Origin of the sequence: Streptomyces sp. NPDC059564 (assembly GCF_042735575.1) — a bacterium.
Lineage (GTDB): Bacteria > Actinomycetota > Actinomycetes > Streptomycetales > Streptomycetaceae > Streptomyces.
In genome coordinates, this window is record NZ_JBHWBP010000118.1 from 1 (window position 1) to 21,032 (window position 21,032).

A 21,032-nucleotide genomic window follows, 5' to 3' on the forward strand; every position below is an offset into this window, starting at 1 on the left:
GGGCAGAGCCCCCGGCAACGGCGCCGCACGCTCACGGGGTCCGGGCGCAGCCCGGGTAGGGGACCAGCCCCGCGCAGCGGCCACCCGCACGCCGACCCACACCAAGAACCCGGTCGGCAAGAACACCGCATCGGCGGCGATCATCGCCAACGAGAAGAACGGCAACCCCAGCAGCACCGCGATCCCCGCATGCTCCAGCATCATCACCGCCAGCAGCACGTTCTTGACCCGCCGGTTGAACAGCGTGAACGGAAACGCCACCTGCACCGCCACCGTCCCGTACGACAGCAGCAGCACCACCAGCCCGCTCCCCGCGAGCACCCCCGACAGCCCCGGCCACGGGGTGAAGTAGTCCAGCTGGAGCGGGTAGTACAGCGCGGTCCCGTCCTGCCAGCGCGACCCCTGGATCTTGTACCAGCCGGCCGTCGCGTAGATCAGGCACACCTCGGCCATGATCACCAGCATCCCCGCGTTGTGCAGCAGGTTCGCGAGCACGTCGAGGGCGGCCCGCCCCTCACCGGAGCCGGCCCCTTCGCCCTCCCCCTCGTACCGCTCCACCAGCCACCACAGCCCCAGCCCCACCCACACGGTCGCGAAGGCCGAGAGCCATCCCGCGCTGAACCGCCCGCTCACCGCCCCGTACGCGAGCACCGCGCCCAGCACCCCCCACAGCACCGGCCCCGCCGCCCCCGCCGAGGCCGAGCCGCGCAGCCGGGCCCGCCGCGCGTCCAGGGACCACACCTGCGCGCACCGGGTGAGCACCAGGTAGATCGCCATGAGGTGGATGACGTTGTCCCCGCCGTCGCCCATGAACACGCTGCGGTTCTGCAGCGACAGCACGCCCACCATGAAGACGACGGACATCGCCCGCGTCCGCCAGCCCAGCACCAGCAGCGCGCTCGCGGCCAGCGAGACGGCGTAGACGAGCTCGAACCAGACGGTGGACCGCGACCACAGCAGCACGGTGAAGGCGTCGTTGGAGGCGACCAGCCGCTCCGCCAGCTGCCAGCTCCACGGCCCGTCGGGCCCGTACAGCTCGCGGCGGTGCGGGAACTCCCGCAGCAGGAAGAACAGCCAGGTCCCGGCGAAACCGATGCGGACCACTGCGCTCTGGTAGGGCCCCAGCGCCTCTCCCGTGGCCTTGGCGAGCGCCCGTCTCACACGGTCCACCACGGCAGCTCCCGGTAGTACGTCTGGGTGTCGGTCTTCTCGTCGCTCCAGCTCGGCGCGGGTACGGAGCGCGTCGCCGAGCGCAGCTGGATCCGCAGGATCCGGTCGCCCTCGCCGTACACGGGCGCCAGCCGGTTCAGCGCGATGCGCCGCAGGTACTGCTCGGACAGATCGCCGCGCTCCCCGTTCGGCTTGTTCTCCTCGTCGTGGGAGCCGGTGAAGAAGTCCCAGGCGCGCCGGAGCTCGTTCTGTTCCGTGTGGCTGGGCAGCAGGCCGTGCCGGATGGCCGCGCCGTCCTCGGCGGACAGGTCGCGCCAGCCGGCGGTGACGAGCTCGCCCCGCGCCGTGCGGACCTGGGCGCGGACCTCGACGGCGATGTTCTGCTGCAGGGGATTGGGCGCGAAGAGCTTCCAGTTCTGTTCGAATTCGGGGTAGATCCAGCCGTCGACCACGTCCGCGTGCCGCTTGCTGACCGTGTTGGCCGGGGCGACGTGGAGGAAGACGAGCGCCAGGTGGGTGCAGGCGGCGACGGCCACGACCGCCAGCGCGAGGGCGGCGACGACCCGGTACGGGGCGGACAGACCCGCGATCCCGGGTGCGCGGGCCGCCGCGCGGGGCTCCCCGGCACCCCGCGGAAGGTCTCCTTCCGCAGGCTCGTGCTCGTTCGAATCCATCCCGCCCCGATCATCCCGTGTCCACAGGGTTGCCCACAGAGGTTGACACCCTACGGGCCGCCGTCTCACCATTGAAGAGGATGAACCGAACGATCGGTCGGTCGGGCGGACGGAACACTCTGACAGGGGACCGGGATGGTCGCAGTGACCCCGGAAACGGGCACGTCAGGCACCGCGGACACGCAGTCCGGGGACCTCGGAGCGCAGCTCCGGGCCTCCTTCGACGCTGCCGTGGCGGCGGACGAGCGCGTGGAGCCGCGCGACTGGATGCCCGACGAATACCGCGCCTCCCTGGTCCGCCAGATGGCCCAGCACGCCCACTCCGAGATCATCGGCATGCAGCCCGAGGCCAACTGGATCACCCGCGCGCCCTCCCTGCGCCGCAAGGCGATCCTGATGGCCAAGGTGCAGGACGAGGCCGGGCACGGCCTCTACCTCTACAGCGCGGCGGAGACCCTCGGCACCAGCCGCGACGAGCTGCTCGACAAGCTGCACTCGGGGAAGCAGAAGTACTCCTCGATCTTCAACTACCCCACCCTGACCTGGGCGGACGTCGGCGCCATCGGCTGGCTCGTGGACGGCGCGGCGATCACCAACCAGGTCCCGATCTGCCGCTGCTCGTACGGTCCCTACGCCCGCGCGATGGTCCGGATCTGCAAGGAGGAGTCCTTCCACCAGCGCCAGGGGTACGAGCTGCTCCTCGCGCTCTCCCGGGGCACCGAGGCCCAGCACGCCATGGCCCAGGACGCCGTCGACCGCTGGTGGTGGCCGTCGCTGATGATGTTCGGCCCGCCGGACGACGAGTCGGCGCACTCGGCGCAGTCGATGGCCTGGCGGATCAAGCGGCATTCCAACGACGAGCTGCGCCAGCGCTTCGTCGACATAGCGGTCCCGCAGGCCGAGTCGCTGGGCCTGACCCTGCCCGACCCGGACCTGAAGTGGAACGAGGAGCGCGGCCACCACGACTTCGGCGCCATCGACTGGGCCGAGTTCTGGGACGTCCTCAAGGGCAACGGCCCCTGCAACGAACAGCGGATCAACCAGCGGCGCTCGGCGCACGAGGAAGGCGCCTGGGTCCGCGAGGCGGCCGCGGCGTACGCCGAGAAGCGCGCGTCGGCCGAACAGCGCGTATCAGCCGAACAGCGCGCAGCAGCCGTACAGCACACCGGCACCGGACGAGAGGTACAGGCATGACGCAGAACTGGCCCCTGTGGGAGGTGTTCGTGCGCTCGCGCCGCGGCCTCTCGCACACGCACGCGGGCAGCCTGCACGCTCCCGACGCCGAGATGGCCCTGCGCAACGCGCGTGACCTCTACACGCGGCGCGGCGAAGGCATCTCGATCTGGGTCGTGCCCTCCACCGAGATCGTCGCCTCCTCGCCGGACGAGCGGGACCCGTTCTTCGCCCCGTCCGCCGACAAGCCCTACCGGCACCCCACCTTCTACGAAATCCCCGAGGGGGTGCGCCACCTGTGAGCAGCACCGGCACCCAGGCCACCACCGCAGAGACCGCCACCGCGACGGCGGCCGTCCTCGCCCTCGGCGACGACGCGCTGATCCTCTCCCACCGCCTCGGCGAATGGGCGGGCCACGCCCCCGTCCTGGAGGAGGAGGTCGCGCTCGCCAACATCGCGCTCGACCTGCTCGGACAGGCCCGCGTCCTGCTGTCCATGGCGGGCGACGAGGACGAGCTGGCCTTCCTGCGCGAGGAGCGCTCCTTCCGCAACCTGCAGCTGGTCGAGCAGCCGAACGGCGACTTCGCCCACACCATCGCCCGGCAGCTCTACTTCTCCCTCTACCAGCACGAGCTGTACGGGGAACTCGCCACCGGGAACGGCCCGTTCGCCCCGCTGGCGGCCAAGGCCGTGAAGGAGACCGCCTACCACCGGGACCACGCCGAGCAGTGGACGCGGCGGCTCGGCGACGGCACCGAGGAGAGCCGCTCCCGCATGCGGACCGCGCTCGACGCGCTGTGGAAGTACACCGGGGAGATGTTCCAGCCCGTCGAGGGGCTGGAGGTCGACCTGGCCGCCCTCGAAGCCCGCTGGCTGGCCGCGCTGGGCGGCGTACTCGAACCCCTCGGGCTCGCCCTGCCCGAGGGACCGCGTACGGGTGCCTGGGCCGCCGGAGCGGGCCGTCAGGGCCTGCACACCGAGCCGTTCGGGCGACTGCTCGCGGAGATGCAGCACCTGCACCGCAGCCACCCGGGGGCGTCGTGGTGACCGCCGCGCAGACCCGTCTGGAGGCGGAGCTGGCCGAGCTGGCGGGCTCCGTCCCCGACCCGGAGCTGCCCGTGCTCACCCTCGCCGAGCTCGGCGTGATGCGCGGGGTGCGGATGCACGAGGACGGCCACGTGGAGGTCACCCTCACCCCCACCTACACCGGCTGCCCGGCCATCGAGGCCATGTCCGCCGACATCGAGCGGGTCCTGACCGGCCACGGCATACCCCTGGTGCGGGTGACGACCGTCCTGTCCCCCGCCTGGTCGACGGACGACATCACGGCCGAGGGCCGCCGCAAGCTGGCCGAGTTCGGCATCGCCCCGCCCCGCCCGCACGCGGCCGGCGGAGCGGTTCCGCTCACCCTGTCCGTCCGCTGCCCGAACTGCGGCTCCACCGACACCGAGCTGCTCAGCCGTTTCTCCTCCACCGCGTGCAAGGCGCTGCGCCGCTGCGTCGCCTGCCGCGAACCGTTCGACCACTTCAAGGAGCTGTAGATGGCCGTGTCAGTGCCCCAGGCCCCTGCCGGCCCCGCGCGCCCCGCACGCCACGGCGCGTTCCACCCGCTGACGGTGTCGGCGGTCGACCGGCTGACGGACGACTCGGTGGCGCTGACCCTGTCCGTGCCCGAGGAGCTGCGCGCCGAGTACCGGCACGCCCCCGGCCAGCACCTCACGCTGCGCCGGACCGGCACCGAGGGCGCGGAGGTCCGCCGCACCTACTCGATCTGCTCCCCCGCCCCGGCCGCCGACGGCCCGGGACCGGCGTGGCTGCGCGTCGGCGTACGGCTGGTGGAGGGCGGCGAGTTCTCCACGTTCGCGCACAAGGAGATCGCCGCCGGGGACGTGCTGGACGTGATGGTCCCGGCCGGGCGGTTCGTGCTGGACCCGGCCGCGGCCCCGGCGGGCGCCCACTACGCGGCGATCGTCGGCGGCAGCGGGATCACCCCGGTCCTGTCCATCGCCGCCTCCCTGCTGGCGGCCCGGCCCGATGCCCGGTTCTGCCTGGTGCGCGGCGACCGCACGGCCGCGTCGACGATGTTCCTGGACGAGGTCGCCGACCTCAAGGACCGCTACCCCGACCGCTTCCAGCTGGTCACCGCCCTCTCCCGGGAGGAGCAGGAGGCCGGACTGCCGTCCGGGCGGCTCGACGAGGCACGGCTGACGTCCCTGCTGCCCGCGCTGCTGCCGGTCACCGAGGTGACGGGCTGGTTCCTGTGCGGGCCGTACGGGCTGGTGGAGGGCGCGGAGCGGGCCCTGGGCACGCTCGGCGTCGTACGGACCCGGGTGCACGAGGAGATCTTCCACGTCGAGGACACCGCCGCGTCTGCCCCCGCCCGGGCCGAGGCGCCCGCCCACGGCCGGGTCACCGCCCGGCTCGACGGCCGCTCGGGCACCTGGCCGGTGCAGGACGGCGAGTCGCTGCTCGACGCCGTGCTGCGGGGCCGCGCGGACGCCCCGTACGCCTGCAAGGGCGGGGTGTGCGGCACGTGCCGGGCGTTCCTGGTGACGGGCGAGGTGCGGATGGAGCGCAACTTCGCCCTGGAGGAGGACGAGACGGAAGCCGGGTTCGTGCTGGCCTGCCAGTCCCATGCGGTGTCCGAGGAAGTGGAGATCGACTTCGACCGCTGACCCGCCTGCGGCTGTGCTTTTCCCCCGCCGTGTTCTATCTTGACGCACCGTCAGATCGATCTGAACGGGTCGGGATACGACCGGGATCCGGTGCGCGCGGGAGGACAGGCAGTGGACTTCACCTTCACCGAGGAACAGCAGGCCGCCGTCGAGGCGGCCAAGGCCGTCTTCGCGGACGTCGCCCCCGACCGCGTGCCCAGCCCCGCGCTGACACCGGGCGCCGTCGCGGAGGAGTTCGACCGGCCGCTGTGGGCCAAGCTCGCCGGCTCCGACCTGCTGAGCCTCGTCCTCGACGAGGAACACGGCGGAGCCGGCCTCGACGCCATCGCCCTGTGCCTCGTCCTGCGCGAAGCGGCGCGGGTCCTGGCCCGGGTGCCGCTGCTGGAGCACTGCGCCACGGCCATGGCCGTCCAGTCCCACGGCTCCCCCGAGCTGGCCGCCGCCCTGCTGCCCGGCGCGGGCCGCGGCACGCTCGTCCTGACCGTCGCCGCCCACGGCCGCACCGGCCACGATCCGGCCGAACTCGCCGTCACCGCACGCCGCGAGGAGGGCGACTGGATCCTCGACGGGGTCCAGACCTCCGTCCCGTGGGGCCACAGCTGCGACTGGATCGCGGTACCCGCCCACGACGGGCAGGGGGTAGCCGTCCTCGCGCTCGTCCCGCGCGTCACCGACGGGCTCGCGCTCGCCGACCAGTACTCCACCAGCGGGGAGCGCCTCGCCGAGATCACCCTGGACGGGGTCCGCGTCCCCGCCGCCCACCTGATCGACGCCCCCGGCGCCTGGGAGCGGCTCCGCCAGCTCCTGGCCACCGGCACCTGCGCCCTCGCGCTCGGCCTCGGCGAGAACGTCCTCACCATGACCAGCCAGTACACGAGCAAGCGCGAGCAGTTCGGCTTCCCGGTGGCGACCTTCCAGGCCGTCGCGGTCCAGGCCGCCGACCGCTACATCGACCTGCGCGCGATGGAAGTGACCCTCTGGCAGGCCGCCTGGCGGCTCGACGCCGCCACCGGCGGCGCGGGCGGCCCGCTGCCCAGCGCGGGCGACGTCGCCGTAGCCAAGATCTGGGCCTCGGAGGGCGTACGCAGGGTCGTGCAGACCGCGCAACACCTCCACGGCGGCTTCGGCGCCGACACGGACTACCCGCTGCACCGCTACCACGCCTGGGCCAAGCAGCTGGAGCTCCAGCTGGGCCCGGCCGCGGCGCACGAGGAGGCGCTGGGCGACCTGCTGGCCGCCCACCCCCTCGCGTAAGGGCCCCTAGAGCACGAAGGCCGGGTTCCCGTTGTCCGTCACCATCGGGCGCCCGGCGCTCTCCCACGCCTGCATCCCGCCGTCGATGTTCACGGCGTCGATCTCCTGGCGCACCAGGTACTGGGTCACCTGCGCGGAGCGCCCGCCGACCCGGCACATCACGTGGACCTTGCGGCCGTCCTCGATGGCCTCCGTCAGCTCACCGAAGCGGGCCACGAAGTCGCTCATCGGGATGTGCAGCGCACCCTCGACGTGCCCGGCCGCCCATTCGTCGTCCTCACGGACGTCCAGGACAAAGCCTTCGGCGGGCACCGCTGCGGCGTCCACCGAGGGGAGCGGTCCGAGGTTCATAACTGTCGCCTTCTCTCTTCGCGGGTCTCGCCCGTCAACCTATCCGACCCCGTCTCAGACGGTGCCGAAGTCCGCCAGCTCCGCCTCGCGCTCGGCGACCTGCGCGAGCAGCTGCTCCGCGATCTCCTCCAGCAGCCGGTCGGGGTCGTCCGGAGCCATCCGCAGCATCGCCCCGATGGCGCTGTCCTCCAGCTCCTTGGCGACCACCGACAGCAGCTCCTTGCGGCGCGCCAGCCACTCCAGCCGGGCGTACAGCTCCTCGCTCTCGCTCGGCCGCACGGCCTCCGGCGCCGGGCCTGCCGCCCACTCCTCGGCCAGCTCCCGCAGCAGCGCTTCCTCGCCCCGCCCGTACGCGGCGTTGACCCGCGCGATGAAGGCGTCGCGGCGGGCCCGCTCGTCCTCGTCCTGGGCCAGGTCCGGGTGCGCCTGGCGGACCAGCTCCCGGTACAGCCGGCGGACCTCCTCCGAGGGCCGTACCCGCTCCGGCGGCCTCACGGACCGGTCGGTGAGCATGGCGGCCGCGTCATCGGAGATCCCGTCGGAGTCCATCCAGTCGTGGAAGAGCTCCTCCACCCCGGGCATCGGCATGACCAGCGCCCGCGCCTCACGGGCCAGGCGCAGGTCCTCGGGATCGCCGCTGCGGGCCGCCTTCGCCTCGGCGATCAGCGCGTCCAGCTCGTCGAGCCGGGAGTACATCGGCCCGAGCTTCTGGTGGTGCAGCCGGGAGAAGTTCTCGACCTCCACCCGGAAGGTCTCCACGGCGATCTCGAACTCGATCAGCGCCTGCTCGGCGACCCGTACGGCCCGGTCGAGCCGCGCCTCGGGCCGCTCGTCGCGGGAGGCGGCGGGCTCTTCGGGAACTGTCTGCTCGGTCTGCTCGCTCACCCGGCCAGCCTACGGCCAGCTCGGCTCGCCATGTTTCACGTGAAACACAGCTCACGTGAAACACGGCACACGGCACACGTCAGACCCCGGACTCCGCCGCGATCCGCCCCGACTTCACCGCCGCCACCAGGTCCGCGTGGTCGGCCTCGCTGCGGTCGGCGTAGGCCACGGCGAAGGTGGCCATGGCCTCGTCCAGCTCCTCGCTCTTCCCGCAGTACCCCGCCAGCAGCCGCGGATCCGCGCTGTGGGCGTGCGCCCGGGCCAGCAGGGCTCCGGTCATCCGGCCGTAGTCGTCGAGCTGGTCGACGGCCAGCGCCGCCGGGTCCACACTGCCCTTGCGGTTGCGGAACTGGCGCACCTGGAAGGGCCTGCCCTCCACCGTGGTCCAGCCCAGCAGGATGTCGGAGACCACCTGCATCATCTTCTGCCCGGCCACCACCCGCCGGCCCTCGTGCTCCTCCTGCGGCGCGTGGAAGCCCAGCCCCGGCAGGTGCGGCAGCAGCACCGACGGCCGCGCCTCCTTCACCTGGAGCACCAGCGGCTCTCCGCGGTGGTCCAGCAGCAGCACCACGTACGAGCGGGTGCCCACGCTGCCGGTGCCCACCACCCGGAAGGCCACGTCGTGGAGGGCGTACCGGGCCAGCAGCGGCAGCCGGTCCCCGGAGAGGGTCTTCAGGTACGGGCCCAGCGAGGCGGCCACGGCGGCGGCCTCACCGTCGCCGACCCGGCGCAGCACGGGCAGCGCGTCCACGAACTGGCGGACGCCGTCCTCCCCGGCCCGGGTCGACTTGGCGGCGAACCGGGCGGAGGTGTTGTTGCGGGCCTTCTCCGAGACCCGCTCCAGCGTGCCCAGCAGGTCCCGCGCGTCGGTGTGCGAGACGAGTTCCTCGTCGGCGATGGCGTTCCACGCGTCCAGGGCGGGCAGCTTGGCCAGCAGCCGCATGGTGCGCCGGTACGCGCCGACCGTGTCCCGCGCCGCCGCCCGGCAGGTGTCCTCGTCGGCGCCCGCCACGCGCCCGGCCAGCACCAGTGAGGTCGCGAGCCGCTTCACGTCCCACTCCCACGGACCGAACACGGTCTCGTCGAAGTCGTTGAGGTCGATGACGAGCCGGCCGCGCGCGTCCCCGTACAGGCCGAAGTTGGCCGCGTGGGCGTCGCCGCAGATCTGGGCGCCCACGCCGGTGACCGGTCCGCCCGACAGGTCGTGGGCCATCAGTCCGGCCGCTCCGCGCAGGAACGCGAAGGGGTTGGCGGCCATCCGGCCCACCCGTATCGGGGTCAGCTCGGCGACCCGGCCGACATTGGACTCCTCCACCGCGCGCACCGCGTCCGGGCGTCCGGCGGGCGCCTCGAAGTGCGCGTGCGCCGCGCGCGGCACCCGTGCCCGCAGCGCCTTCCCGGCCTCCTTCGGCGAGCCCGGCACGGACCGGGGCGCGAAACCGTCGACGCGCGGGATCCGCACGCCCGGTTCCGCCGCCGCGTCCACCGCGACCGCGCCCACACCCGCATCCACACCCGCCGCGTCGACCGCGTACTGCTTCGGTACCGTCACCATTCGCGCTGCCCCCGCACTTTCGCGCCACGCCGGCCTCGTTCGCCGAGCCGATCAAGTCGGCCCCGACCGTATCTAGAGCCCGGCGTCCCTGGCCAGCAGGGCCGCCTGAACGCGGTTCTCGCACTCCAGCTTCGCCAGGATCCGGCTCACGTACGTCTTCACCGTCGCCTCGCTCATGTGCAGCCGCCGGCCCGCGTCCGCGTTGGACAGGCCCTCGCCCAGCAGGGCCAGCACCCCGCGCTCCCGCTCGCTCAGCTCCGCGACCCGCCGCCGGGCCGCCTCGCCGCGTCCCGCGCCCCGGCCGGTGGCCAGCTGGTCCACGACGTGCCGGGTCGCGGCGGGCGAGAGGTAGGCGTCCCCGGCCGCGGCCGCCCGGACCGCTCCGATCAGCTCGCCCGGCGCCGAGTCCTTCAGCAGGAACCCCGCACCGCCCTCGCTCAGGGCCCGCAGCACGTTCTCCTTCTCCCCGAAGGTGGTCAGGATCAGGGCCCGTACGCCCGGCACCGCCCGCCCCAGCTCGCCCAGCGCGGTCAGTCCGTCCATCACCGGCATCTGGATGTCCAGCAGCACCACGTCCGGGGCGTGCGAGCGGGCCAGCTCCACCGCCTCCCGGCCGTTGGACCCCTCCGCGACGACTTCGATGTCCGGCGCCGAGGTCAGGATCATCCTGATCCCGGCCCGGATCAGCGGCTCGTCGTCAGCGATCACCACTCTGATCACCTTGGCTGTCACCCGCGCTCCTACTGCTTGACCTCGTACGCCTGCTTCTCCACGAGCTTGCCGTCCCGGAAGCAGAAGCGGAAAACGGAGTCGTTGGTGAATTCCGACGAGTCCTCCGACGACAGCAGGGCCAGGCAGTCCGCGCCCGCCGGCTTCGGCGGTCCCTTGCGGTCCAGCCCGTCCGTCAGGACGCTGTCGCCGTCCGGCAGCCGGTCGCGGACCGCCTGCTCGGAGTCGCCCACGTGCACGGCGTCGTACTCCTCCTTGCCGATCATCGCCTTGTTCGCGGAGCCCACGATCAGCGCCACCCCGGCCCCGAGCACGATGAGCAGCAGCACCACCGCCGCGACGGCGATCCCGCAGCCCATCGCGATGCCGCCGGTCCGGCTGCGCACCGGCACGGCCAGCTCGCGGTCCACCGCCGCCCAGTCCATCGGGGGCGCCGTGCGCCGCACCGAGGCGCGCGCCTGGGACCGCTGCCCGAAGTCGTCGGCGACGTCCTCGGCGGCCCCGGCCGGCTCCGTTCCGTACGGCAGCACCCCGGCGACCCGGAAGCCGCCGCCCTCGACCGCGCCCGCGTGGACCATGCCGCCGACCAGCCGGGCCCGCTCGCGCAGCCCGGTCAGCCCCTGTCCGCCGGAGACCACCTCGCCCGTTCCCGGGCCGGCCGCCGGGCCGTTGGCGATCTCCACCACCAGCGAGTCGTCCTCGTAGCGCAGTTCCACGGTGATCGCCGACCCGGGCGCGTGCTTGTAGGCGTTGGTCAGCGCCTCCTGCACGATCCGGTACGCCGCGTGGTCGCAGGCCGCGACCAGCGGCCGGGGGCGGCCCGCCGCGGCGAGCCGTACGTCGGTCCCCGCGGCCCGCGCCGCGTCCACGATGCCCGCGATCCCGGCCACCCCGCGCGCCGCCGGCTGCGCCTCCTCGACCGGGGCCGGCGCCTCCACCCCGTCCCGGAGGATCCCGACGACCTCGCGCAGCTCGTGCATCGCCGCGACCGAGGCCTGCCGCAGCACGCCGACGGCCTCGCGCTGGCGGTCGGTCAGCGCCGGGTCCACCTCCAGCGCCCCGGTGTGCACCGAGATCAGCGCGAGCTGGTGGCCGAGGCTGTCGTGCATGTCCTGGGCGATCCGCTGCCGCTCGCGGAGCCGGGCCTGCCCAGCCACCATCGTCCGCTCGCGCAGCAGTTGGTCGTTGCGTTCCTGGAGCGCGCTGAGCAGGGTCCGGCGCTGGTACCAGTACCGGCTGGCCAGACCGGGCATGACGGTGGCCGCGAGGAACAGCAGGGTGGAGAAGACGATGACCAGCAGGGGCCGCATCTGCGTCCACTGGTCGAACAGGCTGAGCCCGACCTCGGCGAGGAAGGCCAGTACGAAGGCGCCCAGCGCCCGGCCCACGCCGACGATCCTCCGGCCCGCGGACCAGCCCAGCACGATCGTCACGAGGAACACACCGGGCAGGAAGGCGCTCGCCGCGGCCCCCAGGACCAGCGTGGTCGCCGGCAGCCTGCGCCGCAGCAGCGTCAGCGTCACCACGGCCACCACGCCGAGGACCATCTTCTGCCCGGAGCTGTTGCTGAGTTCATCGACGCCGAGGCCGAGCACGGCCAGCACCGCGGCGATCGTCAGGTCCCCCGCGAACGCGCGCCGGGACCAGGGCTCGGCCCCCTTCAGCCGCTCCCAGCCCGCTCGCACTCCCGCCTTGGCATCCACGCGCCCGACCCTAGACACCCGCGCCCCCGCCGGACCTCCTCCTTTCGTCGCGCCCCACCCAACGAAAGTCGCCCCTGCGCCCGCTCAGCTCGCGCTCATGCCCCGTTCCGGCCACTGACCGGCTTCCGCGTACATCGCGTTGATCTTCCTCGACGCCTTCAGGAAGGTGTGGTCCACCAGACCGTCGTCGGCGACCGGGGTACCGGGCCCCTTCGCCACGGTCAGCCGCCGCGAGAAGGCACCGGGATCGTCCCCGAACTCGTAGCGAACCGCTGTCGAGTTCTCGGCGACCTTCCGGAAACGAACGAGCGCAGCCATCGTTCACCCACCCCCTGGACATGCGAGAAGCCCCGATCCGGATTCCGGATCGGGGCTTCCCCGATGTGGGCGAGGGGGGATTTGAACCCCCACGTCCCGAAGGACACTGGCACCTGAAGCCAGCGCGTCTGCCGTTCCGCCACTCGCCCGAGCAGCTCCCCAGTGGACTTCCCTTGCGGGCTGTTCCCCTGGCGACGAACGAAAGATTAGCACGTCATCCGGGGTGGATTCACATCCCTTTCCGGGGCCCCGCGCACGGTGGCCGGGGCGGCCCCTCCCGGACTCCCCTCCGGGTGCGGGACACTGTCCCAGGAGCACCCCTACGATCCCTTGTGAGGACCAACACTCCTGCACACGGGACCGAAGGGGAACCAGCCGAATCCGCCACGCGTGGATACGATCAGTAAGCAGTACAGGGCGACAACGACGGAGGAGGTGCCCCATGGGAGTTCTGAAGCGGTTCGAGCAGCGACTCGAAGGTCTGGTGAACGGCACCTTCGCCAAGGTGTTCAAGTCCGAGGTCCAGCCGGTGGAGATCGCCGGCGCCCTCCAGCGGGAGTGCGACAACAACGCCACCATCTGGAACCGCGAGCGGACCGTCGTTCCCAACGACTTCATCGTGGAGCTCAGCTCGGGAGACTACGAGCGCCTCAGCCCTTACTCCGGCCAGCTCGGCGACGAGCTCGCGGGCCTCGTCCGCGACTACGCCAAGCAGCAGCGCTACAGCTTCATGGGCCCCATCAAGGTCCACTTGGAGAAGGCGGACGACCTCGACACCGGTCTGTACCGGGTCCGCAGTCGTACCCTCGCCTCCAGCACCTCCCAGGAGGCGCCGCAGTCCCCGCAGGGCCCGCAGCAGGGCGGTTACGGCTACCCGCCGGTCGCCGCCCCGCCCATGCCCTCCGGCCCGCCTCCGGGCGGACCCGGCGCCCGCCCGGGCGGCGCTCCCGTACCTCCCGGCGCACCCGGCACCACGCGCCGCTGGATCGAGATCAACGGCACCCGCCACCAGATCTCGCGCCCCACGCTCGTACTCGGCCGAAGCACCGAGGCCGATGTGCGGATCGACGACCCCGGCGTATCGCGCCGGCACTGTGAGATCCGGACCGGAACACCCCCGACGATCCAGGATCTCGGGTCCACCAACGGCATCGTGGTGGACGGGCAGCACACCACCCGCGCTACGCTCCGCGACGGCTCGCGGATCGTCGTGGGCAGCACCACCATCATTTACCGGCAAGCCGAAGGGTGAAGCGGGGGCAATGTCAGAGCTGACCCTGACGGTCATGCGGTTGGGTTTCCTGGCCGTTCTGTGGCTGTTCGTCATCGTGGCCGTTCAGGTCATCCGCAGCGATCTCTTCGGTACGAGAGTCACGCAACGCGGCTCCCGCCGCGGCGGCGCGACCAGCGCCCCGCAGCAGACGGGGCGGCAGTCCGCGCCACCCCAGCAGCGCCAGCGCCGGGGTGCGCCGACCAAGCTGGTCGTCTCCGAGGGGACCCTCACGGGAACCACGGTGGCCCTCGCCGGCCAGACGATCACGCTGGGCCGCGCCCACGACTCGACGATCGTGCTGGACGACGACTACGCGTCCAGCAGGCATGCCAGGATCTACCCCGACCGTGACGGCCAGTGGATCGTCGAGGATCTCGGGTCCACGAACGGCACCTATCTCGACCGGACCCGGCTGACCACCCCGACGCCCATTCCGCCGGGCGCCCCGATCCGCATCGGCAAGACCGTCATCGAGCTGCGGAAGTAGTACGAGAATGAGCGAGCGGAGCGAGCGAGCCGCGGCGGTCCGTCCCACCGGGGACCCGGACCCGAGCGCGCTCCCGACCGGAGGGTGGGCAGTGTGGCTCGAGACCGGTTGTACCCCGAGGCATCGTCGACAGGGCAGGTGCGCATGAGTCTGTCCCTGCGGTTCGCCGCCGGATCGCACAAGGGGATGATCCGCGAGGGCAACGAGGACTCCGGCTACGCCGGTCCCCGGCTCCTCGCCGTCGCCGACGGCATGGGCGGCCAGGCCGCCGGCGAGGTCGCCAGCTCCGAGGTCATTTCCTCCCTCGTGCAGCTCGACGACGACGTCCCGGGCTCCGACATCCTCACCTCGCTCGCCACCGCGGTGGCGCGCGCCAACGACCAGCTGCGCGTGATGGTCGAAGAGGACCCCCAGCTCGAAGGCATGGGCACCACGCTCACCGCCCTCCTGTGGACCGGCCAGCGGCTCGGACTCGTCCACGTCGGCGACTCCCGCGCCTACCTGCTCCGCGACGGCGTCCTCACCCAGATCACGCAGGACCACACCTGGGTGCAGCGCCTCGTCGACGAGGGCCGGATCACCGAAGAGGAAGCCACCACCCACCCGCAGCGCTCCCTCCTCATGCGGGCGCTCGGCAGCGGCGACGTCGTCGAGCCCGACCTCTCCATCCGCGAGGTCCGCGCCGGCGACCGCTACCTGATCTGCTCCGACGGGCTCTCCGGCGTCGTCTCCCACCAGACCCTGGAAGAGACCCTCGCCGACTACCACGGCCCGCACGAGACCGTGCAGACGCTGATCCAGCTGGCGCTGCGCGGCGGCGGCCCGGACAACATCACCTGCATCGTCGCCGACGTCCTCGACACCGACAGCGGCGACACCCTCGCCGCCCAGCTGAGCGACACCCCGGTCGTCATCGGCGCGGTCGCCGAGAACCAGCACCAGCTCTTCGACGGCAACGCCATGCAGACGCCGGCCGGCCGCGCCTCGGGACTCGGCCGCCAGGCCGCACCGCCCGCGGGCGCCTTCGGCCCTCCCGGCAGCGGCGAGGCCCCCGGCTACGGCTACCCCGACCAGGGCCAGGGCCAGGGCGGCGGCGCGTACGGCAGCTTCGGCGAAGCCGACGGCTACGAGGCCGAGGCCCCGTACGAGGACACGTACGACCACCCGCGCAGGCGGCGCAGCAAAGGGCGCAAGTGGACCACGCGCACGCTGATCCTGCTGCTGGTGGCCGGTGTCGTCGGCGGCGGGCTGTACGCCGCGCACCGCTGGACGCAGACGCAGTACTACGTCGGCGTCAAGGGCGACCACGTCGCGCTGTACCGCGGCATCAGCCAGAACCTGGCCTGGATCCACCTCTCGCAGGTGGATACGGATCACCCCGAGATCGAACTGAAGTACCTGCCGTCCTTCAAGCGCAAGCAGGTCGAGGCCACGATCAGCGAAAGCAGCATCGACGGGGCCCGCAAGAAGATCGATGATCTCGGCACCCAGGTCTCCGCCTGCAAGAAGGACGAAGCCCGCCGCGCCGCGGAAGCGCAGAACAACCAGACGCCCGGCCCCAGCCTGACTCCCGCGGAGCAAGCTCTCGTCGGCCAGTGCGAAAAGCAGTAGACATACGCGGGCACAGGGGGCCTGCCACACCATGAGCGTTGTCACCAACACGACCACCATCGGCGCCATCGAGGCGCCGAGCCGGCGGAACACCGAGCTCCTGCTGCTCGCCTTCGCCGTGGTCATCCCGATCTTCGCCTACGCCAACGTGGGTCTGGCGATCCACGGCGAGCTGCCCCCGGGCATGTTCCTCTACGGGCTCGGCTTCGCCGTCCTCGCCGGGATCGCCCACCTCGTCGTGCGGCGCTACGCCAAGTACGCCGATCCGCTGCTGCTGCCGATCGCCACCCTGCTCAACGGGCTGGGCGTCGTCCTGATCTGGCGGCTCGACCAGTCCGAGCGGCTGCAGAACCTGGCCAAGCGCAGCTTCGGCGTCTTCTCGGAGTCCGCTCCGCGGCAGATGATGTACACGGGGCTGGCCATCGCCCTGTTCGCGGTCGTGCTGCTGGTCCTCAAGGACCACCGCGTGCTCCAGCGGTTCACGTACATCTCCATGGCGGGCGCGCTGATCCTGCTGATCCTGCCGGTCGTCCCGGGCCTGGGCGCGGACGTCTTCGGCGCCAAGATCTGGATCAGCGTCGGCGGTTTCTCCATCCAGCCCGGTGAGTTCGCGAAGATCGTCATCGCCATCTTCTTCGCCGGCTACCTGATGGTGAAGCGCGACGCCCTGGCCCTGGCCAGCCGCCGTTTCATGGGTCTCTACCTGCCGCGCGGCCGCGACCTCGGCCCGATCCTGATGATCTGGGCGGTGTCCCTGCTCGTCCTCGTCTTCGAGAACGACCTCGGCACCTCGCTGCTCTTCTTCGGCATGTTCGTGATCATGCTGTACGTGGCCACCGAGCGCACCAGCTGGATCGTCATCGGCCTGCTGATGTCGGTGGGCGGCGCCGTCGTGGTCGGCACCTTCGCCAGCCACGTCAAGGTCCGCGTCACCGCCTGGCTGGACCCGTTCGCCTGCTACAGCACCTCCGGCGCCTGTGAGCAGGTCGGCCAGTCGATCATGAGCTTCGGTTCCGGCGGGGTCCTCGGCACCGGCTGGGGGCAGGGCAACTCCGACCTGATCGGGTTCGCCGCCAACTCCGACTTCATCTTCTCCACCGTCGGCGAGGAGCTCGGCCTCACCGGCGTCATGGCCTTCCTCCTGCTCTACGGGCTGATCATCGAGCGGGGCGTCCGCACCGCCCTCGCCGCCCGCGACCCCTTCGGCAAGCTGTTCGCCGTCGGGCTCTCCGGCGCCTTCGCCCTGCAGATCTTCGTCGTCGCCGGCGGAGTCATGGGCCTCATCCCCCTCACCGGCATGACCATGCCCTTCCTCGCCTCCGGCGGTTCCTCCGTCCTCGCGAACTGGGTGCTCATCGCCATCCTCATCCGGATCAGCGACACCGCACGCCGCCCGGCCCCGGCCCCCGCCCCGTCCCCCGACTCCGAGATGACCCAGGTGGTCCGCCCGTCATGAACAAGCCCCTGCGCCGCATCTCGCTGTTCTGCGGGCTGCTCGTCCTCGCGCTGCTGATCCGGACCAACTGGCTGCAGTACGTGCAGGCCGAGGACCTCAGCACCCGCAAGGAGAACCGCCGGGTCCAGATCGCCCAGTACGCCACCGAGCGCGGCAACATCATCGTGCAGGGCCAGCCCATCACCGGCTCCGCCGTGACCGACGGCAGCGACTACAAGTACAAGCGGACGTACCTCGACGGCCCCCTGTGGGCGCCCGTCACCGGATACGCCTCGCAGGCCTTCGGCTCCACGCAGCTGGAGTCCCTCGACGACGGCATCCTCACCGGCAACGACGACCGGCTGTTCTTCGACCGCACGATCGGCATGTTCACCGGCGAGAAGAAGCAGGGCGGCAACGTCGTCACCACCCTGAACGCCGCCGCGCAGAAGGCCGCGTACGACAAGCTGGGCTCCAAGAAGGGCGCCGTCGCCGCGATCGACCCGAGCACCGGCGCGATCCTGGCCCTGGTCAGCACCCCCTCCTACGACCCGTCCACCTTCGCCGGGAACTCCAAGGCCGACGAGAAGGCCTGGGTCTCGCTGAAGGACAGCGAGGACAAGAACCTCGTCAACCGCGCGCTGCGCGAGACCTACCCGCCGGGCTCCACCTTCAAGGTGGTCACGGCCGCCGCCGCACTGGAGAACGGCGTGGTGAGCGACATCAACGCCCCCACGGACACCCCCGAGCCGTACATCCTGCCGGGTACGAAGACCCCGATGGTCAACCACGCGAGCGGCTGCGAGAAGGCGACCCTGAACTTCGCGCTCCAGGTCTCCTGCAACTCCGTCTTCGCGAACATGGGTGACAAGGTCGGCCGCGACAAGATGGTCGAGACCGCCCAGAAGTTCGGCTTCAACAACGACAAGATCGACGTCCCGGTCCGCGCCTTCGCGAGCGTCTACGACAAGACCATGGGCAAGGACGGCAACGCCCAGAGCGCCATCGGCCAGTTCAACACCGCCGCCACCCCGCTCCAGATGGCCATGGTCACCGCGGCCATCGCGAACGACGGCAAGCTGATGAAGCCGTACATGGTCGACCAGCTGACCGCGCCCAACCTCGACATGATCGAGAAGCACGAGCCGCAGGAGATGAGCCGTCCGCTCTCCCCCGCGAACGCGCAGAAGATCCAGCAGATGATGGTCAACGTCGTCGAGAACGGCACGGGCACCACCGCCAAGATCAAGGGCGTCACCGTGGGCGGCAAGACCGGCACCGCCCAGCACGGCGAGAAGAACGCCAAGCGCCCCTACGCCTGGTTCATCTCCTACGCCGAGAACCCGGACGGAACCTCCCCGGTCGCCGTGGCCGTCGTCATCGAGGACAGCGCCGCCGACCGCGAGGACATCAGTGGTGGCGGTCTGGCCGCCCCGGTCGCCAAGGCCGTGATGGAAGCCGTACTGAAGAACAAGGGATGAGAAGCAGAGACAGGATCCGAGCGCTCGGTACCGGTCCGATATCAGCCTGTGGTCACGAACCGATCACTGACGATCGGCCGGTAGCCTTGCCGCGAACAGCACACCGCCGGACCACACACGGGTGCGGTCGGGACTGACGGAGAGGGCTGCAAACGTTATGGAAGAGCCGCGTCGCCTCGGCGGCCGGTACGAGCTGAGCCACGTGCTCGGCCGTGGTGGCATGGCCGAGGTCTACCTCGGTCACGACACCCGGCTCGGCCGTACCGTCGCCGTCAAGACCCTGCGTGCCGACCTCGCCCGCGACCCGTCCTTCCAGGCCCGGTTCCGCCGCGAGGCCCAGTCGGCCGCGTCGCTGAACCACCCGGCGATCGTCGCGGTGTACGACACCGGCGAGGACTACGTCGACAACATCTCCATCCCGTACATCGTGATGGAGTACGTCGACGGCTCGACCCTGCGCGAGCTGCTGCACTCCGGCCGCAAGCTGCTGCCCGAGCGCACCCTCGAGATGTGCATCGGCATCCTGCAGGCCCTGGAGTACTCGCACCGCGCCGGCATCGTGCACCGCGACATCAAGCCCGCCAACGTCATGCTGACCCGGACCGGACAGGTCAAGGTCATGGACTTCGGCATCGCCCGCGCCATGGGCGACTCCGGCATGACGATGACGCAGACGGCCGCCGTGATCGGCACCGCCCAGTACCTCTCCCCGGAGCAGGCCAAGGGCGAGCAGGTCGACGCGCGCTCCGACCTGTACTCCGCCGGCTGCCTGCTCTACGAGCTGCTCTGCGTCCGGCCGCCGTTCGTCGGCGACTCGCCGGTGGCCGTCGCGTACCAGCACGTACGCGAAGAGCCCCAGCCGCCGTCGAACTTCGACCCCGAGATCACGCCCGTGATGGACGCCATCGTCCTCAAGGCCCTGGTCAAGGACCCCGACTACCGCTACCAGTCGGCCGACGAGATGCGGGCCGACATCGAGGCCTGCCTCGACGGCCAGCCCGTCGCCGCCACCGCCTCCATGGGCGCGGCCGGCTACGGCTACCCCGACCAGGGCGGCTACGGACACCAGGGCCACGACCAGCCCACCACCGCCCTGCGCTCCCCGGACGCCGGCCAGACCTCGATGCTCCCGCCGATGCCCCCCGGGGGCGACGGCGGATACGGGTACGGGGACCAGGGCCACGGCGGCTACGACCAGGGCCACGGCCGCCGCCAGCAGAAGAAGAGCCGCGCCTCGACGATCCTGCTGGTCCTGGCCGGCGTCCTCGTCCTGGTCGGGGCGATCCTGATCGGACGCACCCTCTTCGACAACACCGCGGACAACCGCCCCGCCGTGCCCAAGCTCGTCGGCCAGACCTTCGAGTCGGCGCAGCAGAGCGCCAAGAACATGGGCCTCGCGGTGGAGAAGGAGGCCGAGGAGCCCTGCCAGGACCAGCCCAAGGGCAATGTCTGCTCGCAGAACCCGGCCCCCGACACCAAGGTCGACAAGGGCTTCACGGTCAAGGTCAAGGTCTCGACGGGCGCGCCCAAGGTGCCGGTGATCGACGTGGTCCGGCTGAAGTTCGAGGCCGCCGAGTCGGCGCTCAAGGCCAAGAAGTTCCAGGTCGAGAAGAAGCTCGTGGAGTCCGAGTCGACCCCCGGCACCGTCCTGGAGCAGAACCCCAAGAGCGGTACCGAGGCCGAGCAGGGTTCCACGGTCGTCCTCAGCGTCGCCAAGGAAGTCTCCAAGGGCATCGTCCCGGACCTCACCGGCAGGACGAAGGAGCAGGCCGTCAAGGCCCTCCAGGACGTCAAGCTCAAGCTGGGCAGCACGACGGAGGTCGACTCCCCCGGGGCTCCGCCGAAGACGATCGTCGCGCAGCAGTACGCCCCCGGTCAGGAGCTGGCCAAGGACACCCCGGTCAACGTGAGCATCGCCAAGGCGGCCACGGCGCCGACCGTGGTGCCGCTGCTGACCGGGCGGACCGTCGCCCAGGCCAAGGACGACCTCAAGAAGGCCAATCTGAACTTCGGGGCGGTCCTCTCGGGTCCGACCGACGACAACGCCCTGGTGGTCACCTCGGACCCCGCGGCCGGCACCCCGCAGCCGGCCGGCACCGTCGTCAACGTCCAGACCATGCCGGGCAACGGTCAGCAGACCGCCGGCCAGCAGGGCGGCAACGGGTTCTTCGGAGGCCTGACCGGCGGCCGTCGCTGACGCCACCGCGTTGTTTCACGTGAAACGGGCCCGGCCCTCCTCGACGAACGAGGGGGGCCG

General features: G+C 71.5%; 20 protein-coding genes and 1 tRNA gene. 12 read left to right on the forward strand and 9 right to left on the reverse strand.

The window, feature by feature from the left end; all coding sequences use genetic code 11:
- Together ACFV0Q_RS20655 and ACFV0Q_RS20660 are read right to left on the reverse strand one after the other, a co-directional pair.
- On the reverse strand, positions 1–1,170 hold a 1,170-nt coding region (locus ACFV0Q_RS20655), incomplete at its 3' end, for an HTTM domain-containing protein (protein WP_385007363.1).
- Positions 1,158–1,844, reverse strand: coding sequence for a DUF5819 family protein (locus tag ACFV0Q_RS20660; RefSeq protein WP_385007365.1), 687 nt, complete (start codon positions 1,842–1,844; stop codon positions 1,158–1,160). The genes ACFV0Q_RS20655 and ACFV0Q_RS20660, both read right to left, overlap by 13 nt.
- 135 nt (positions 1,845–1,979) lie before the next feature.
- On the opposite strand from ACFV0Q_RS20660, the gene paaA reads away from it, so the two are divergent.
- The 6 genes from paaA (at position 1,980) to ACFV0Q_RS20690 (ending at position 6,947) form a co-directional block, all read left to right on the forward strand.
- Positions 1,980–3,038, forward strand: coding sequence for a 1,2-phenylacetyl-CoA epoxidase subunit PaaA (paaA, locus tag ACFV0Q_RS20665; RefSeq protein ID WP_385007367.1), 1,059 nt, complete (start codon positions 1,980–1,982; stop codon positions 3,036–3,038).
- On the forward strand, positions 3,035–3,319 hold the full coding sequence (gene paaB / locus ACFV0Q_RS20670; protein WP_030225109.1) for a 1,2-phenylacetyl-CoA epoxidase subunit PaaB: 285 nt from the start codon (positions 3,035–3,037) through the stop codon (positions 3,317–3,319). Before paaA ends, paaB begins: the two co-directional genes overlap by 4 nt.
- Positions 3,316–4,065: a 1,2-phenylacetyl-CoA epoxidase subunit PaaC gene (gene paaC / locus ACFV0Q_RS20675; protein ID WP_385007369.1), complete on the forward strand. Its 750-nt coding sequence runs from the start codon at positions 3,316–3,318 to the stop codon at positions 4,063–4,065. Before paaB ends, paaC begins: the two co-directional genes overlap by 4 nt.
- Complete coding sequence (gene paaD, locus ACFV0Q_RS20680) at positions 4,059–4,559, forward strand: 1,2-phenylacetyl-CoA epoxidase subunit PaaD (protein ID WP_385007371.1); 501 nt, start codon at positions 4,059–4,061, stop codon at positions 4,557–4,559. The genes paaC and paaD overlap by 7 nt, the downstream gene beginning before the upstream one ends.
- Positions 4,560–5,693: a 2Fe-2S iron-sulfur cluster-binding protein gene (locus tag ACFV0Q_RS20685; protein ID WP_385007373.1), complete on the forward strand. Its 1,134-nt coding sequence runs from the start codon at positions 4,560–4,562 to the stop codon at positions 5,691–5,693.
- Positions 5,694–5,804: 111 nt separating this feature from the next.
- Complete coding sequence (locus ACFV0Q_RS20690; protein ID WP_385007375.1) at positions 5,805–6,947, forward strand: acyl-CoA dehydrogenase family protein; 1,143 nt, start codon at positions 5,805–5,807, stop codon at positions 6,945–6,947.
- Between the two features lie 6 nt (positions 6,948–6,953).
- Here ACFV0Q_RS20690 and ACFV0Q_RS20695 read toward each other — a convergent pair whose 3' ends face one another.
- From ACFV0Q_RS20695 to ACFV0Q_RS20725, 7 genes are all read right to left on the reverse strand, one after another.
- Complete coding sequence (locus tag ACFV0Q_RS20695) at positions 6,954–7,298, reverse strand: rhodanese-like domain-containing protein (RefSeq protein WP_385007377.1); 345 nt, start codon at positions 7,296–7,298, stop codon at positions 6,954–6,956.
- A gap of 54 nt (positions 7,299–7,352) precedes the next feature.
- Entirely contained in the window at positions 7,353–8,183 is an 831-nt protein-coding gene (locus tag ACFV0Q_RS20700) for a hypothetical protein (RefSeq protein ID WP_385007379.1), read from the reverse strand.
- Positions 8,184–8,262: 79 nt separating this feature from the next.
- On the reverse strand, positions 8,263–9,738 hold the full coding sequence (locus ACFV0Q_RS20705; RefSeq protein WP_385007381.1) for a DUF2252 domain-containing protein: 1,476 nt from the start codon (positions 9,736–9,738) through the stop codon (positions 8,263–8,265).
- Between the two features lie 72 nt (positions 9,739–9,810).
- The gene (locus ACFV0Q_RS20710; RefSeq protein WP_385007383.1) at positions 9,811–10,470 is read right to left on the reverse strand and encodes a response regulator; all 660 of its coding nucleotides are present in this window, start codon (positions 10,468–10,470) and stop codon (positions 9,811–9,813) included.
- Between the two features lie 8 nt (positions 10,471–10,478).
- Positions 10,479–12,170: a sensor histidine kinase gene (locus tag ACFV0Q_RS20715; RefSeq protein ID WP_385007385.1), complete on the reverse strand. Its 1,692-nt coding sequence runs from the start codon at positions 12,168–12,170 to the stop codon at positions 10,479–10,481.
- Between the two features lie 84 nt (positions 12,171–12,254).
- On the reverse strand, positions 12,255–12,488 hold the full coding sequence (locus ACFV0Q_RS20720) for a hypothetical protein (RefSeq protein ID WP_385007387.1): 234 nt from the start codon (positions 12,486–12,488) through the stop codon (positions 12,255–12,257).
- A gap of 66 nt (positions 12,489–12,554) precedes the next feature.
- Positions 12,555–12,637: transfer RNA gene (locus ACFV0Q_RS20725), tRNA-Leu, on the reverse strand.
- A 293-nt stretch (positions 12,638–12,930) separates the two neighbouring features.
- Here ACFV0Q_RS20725 and ACFV0Q_RS20730 point away from each other — a divergent pair.
- The 6 genes from ACFV0Q_RS20730 (at position 12,931) to pknB (ending at position 20,972) form a co-directional block, all read left to right on the forward strand.
- Positions 12,931–13,740, forward strand: a complete 810-nt coding sequence (locus tag ACFV0Q_RS20730; RefSeq protein WP_385007388.1) for an FhaA domain-containing protein — start codon at positions 12,931–12,933, stop codon at positions 13,738–13,740.
- Positions 13,741–13,750: 10 nt separating this feature from the next.
- Positions 13,751–14,248 (forward strand): FHA domain-containing protein, encoded by a 498-nt coding sequence (locus ACFV0Q_RS20735; RefSeq protein ID WP_266575716.1) that lies wholly within the window; start codon positions 13,751–13,753, stop codon positions 14,246–14,248.
- 144 nt (positions 14,249–14,392) lie between these two features.
- Positions 14,393–15,859: a PP2C family protein-serine/threonine phosphatase gene (locus ACFV0Q_RS20740; RefSeq protein ID WP_385007391.1), complete on the forward strand. Its 1,467-nt coding sequence runs from the start codon at positions 14,393–14,395 to the stop codon at positions 15,857–15,859.
- Positions 15,860–15,890: 31 nt separating this feature from the next.
- Positions 15,891–17,315: an FtsW/RodA/SpoVE family cell cycle protein gene (locus tag ACFV0Q_RS20745; RefSeq protein ID WP_385007393.1), complete on the forward strand. Its 1,425-nt coding sequence runs from the start codon at positions 15,891–15,893 to the stop codon at positions 17,313–17,315.
- Positions 17,312–18,775: a peptidoglycan D,D-transpeptidase FtsI family protein gene (locus tag ACFV0Q_RS20750; RefSeq protein WP_385007395.1), complete on the forward strand. Its 1,464-nt coding sequence runs from the start codon at positions 17,312–17,314 to the stop codon at positions 18,773–18,775. The genes ACFV0Q_RS20745 and ACFV0Q_RS20750 overlap by 4 nt, the downstream gene beginning before the upstream one ends.
- A gap of 157 nt (positions 18,776–18,932) precedes the next feature.
- Positions 18,933–20,972 (forward strand): Stk1 family PASTA domain-containing Ser/Thr kinase, encoded by a 2,040-nt coding sequence (gene pknB / locus ACFV0Q_RS20755; RefSeq protein WP_385007397.1) that lies wholly within the window; start codon positions 18,933–18,935, stop codon positions 20,970–20,972.
- Positions 20,973–21,032 lie beyond the last annotated feature (60 nt).

Excerpts from the sequence above, each read along its gene's own strand:
- ACFV0Q_RS20660 (WP_385007365.1), bottom strand. The coding sequence starts at position 1,844 with ATGGATTCGAACGAGCACGAGCCTGCGGAAGGAGACCTTCCGCGGGGT.
- paaA (WP_385007367.1), top strand. The coding sequence starts at position 1,980 with ATGGTCGCAGTGACCCCGGAAACGGGCACGTCAGGCACCGCGGACACG.
- paaB (WP_030225109.1), top strand. The coding sequence starts at position 3,035 with ATGACGCAGAACTGGCCCCTGTGGGAGGTGTTCGTGCGCTCGCGCCGC.
- ACFV0Q_RS20685 (WP_385007373.1), top strand. The coding sequence starts at position 4,560 with ATGGCCGTGTCAGTGCCCCAGGCCCCTGCCGGCCCCGCGCGCCCCGCA.
- ACFV0Q_RS20695 (WP_385007377.1), bottom strand. The coding sequence starts at position 7,298 with ATGAACCTCGGACCGCTCCCCTCGGTGGACGCCGCAGCGGTGCCCGCC.
- ACFV0Q_RS20705 (WP_385007381.1), bottom strand. The coding sequence starts at position 9,738 with ATGGTGACGGTACCGAAGCAGTACGCGGTCGACGCGGCGGGTGTGGAT.
- ACFV0Q_RS20720 (WP_385007387.1), bottom strand. The coding sequence starts at position 12,488 with ATGGCTGCGCTCGTTCGTTTCCGGAAGGTCGCCGAGAACTCGACAGCG.
- ACFV0Q_RS20730 (WP_385007388.1), top strand. The coding sequence starts at position 12,931 with ATGGGAGTTCTGAAGCGGTTCGAGCAGCGACTCGAAGGTCTGGTGAAC.
- ACFV0Q_RS20735 (WP_266575716.1), top strand. The coding sequence starts at position 13,751 with ATGTCAGAGCTGACCCTGACGGTCATGCGGTTGGGTTTCCTGGCCGTT.
- ACFV0Q_RS20740 (WP_385007391.1), top strand. The coding sequence starts at position 14,393 with ATGAGTCTGTCCCTGCGGTTCGCCGCCGGATCGCACAAGGGGATGATC.
- ACFV0Q_RS20745 (WP_385007393.1), top strand. The coding sequence starts at position 15,891 with ATGAGCGTTGTCACCAACACGACCACCATCGGCGCCATCGAGGCGCCG.
- ACFV0Q_RS20750 (WP_385007395.1), top strand. The coding sequence starts at position 17,312 with ATGAACAAGCCCCTGCGCCGCATCTCGCTGTTCTGCGGGCTGCTCGTC.
- pknB (WP_385007397.1), top strand. The coding sequence starts at position 18,933 with ATGGAAGAGCCGCGTCGCCTCGGCGGCCGGTACGAGCTGAGCCACGTG.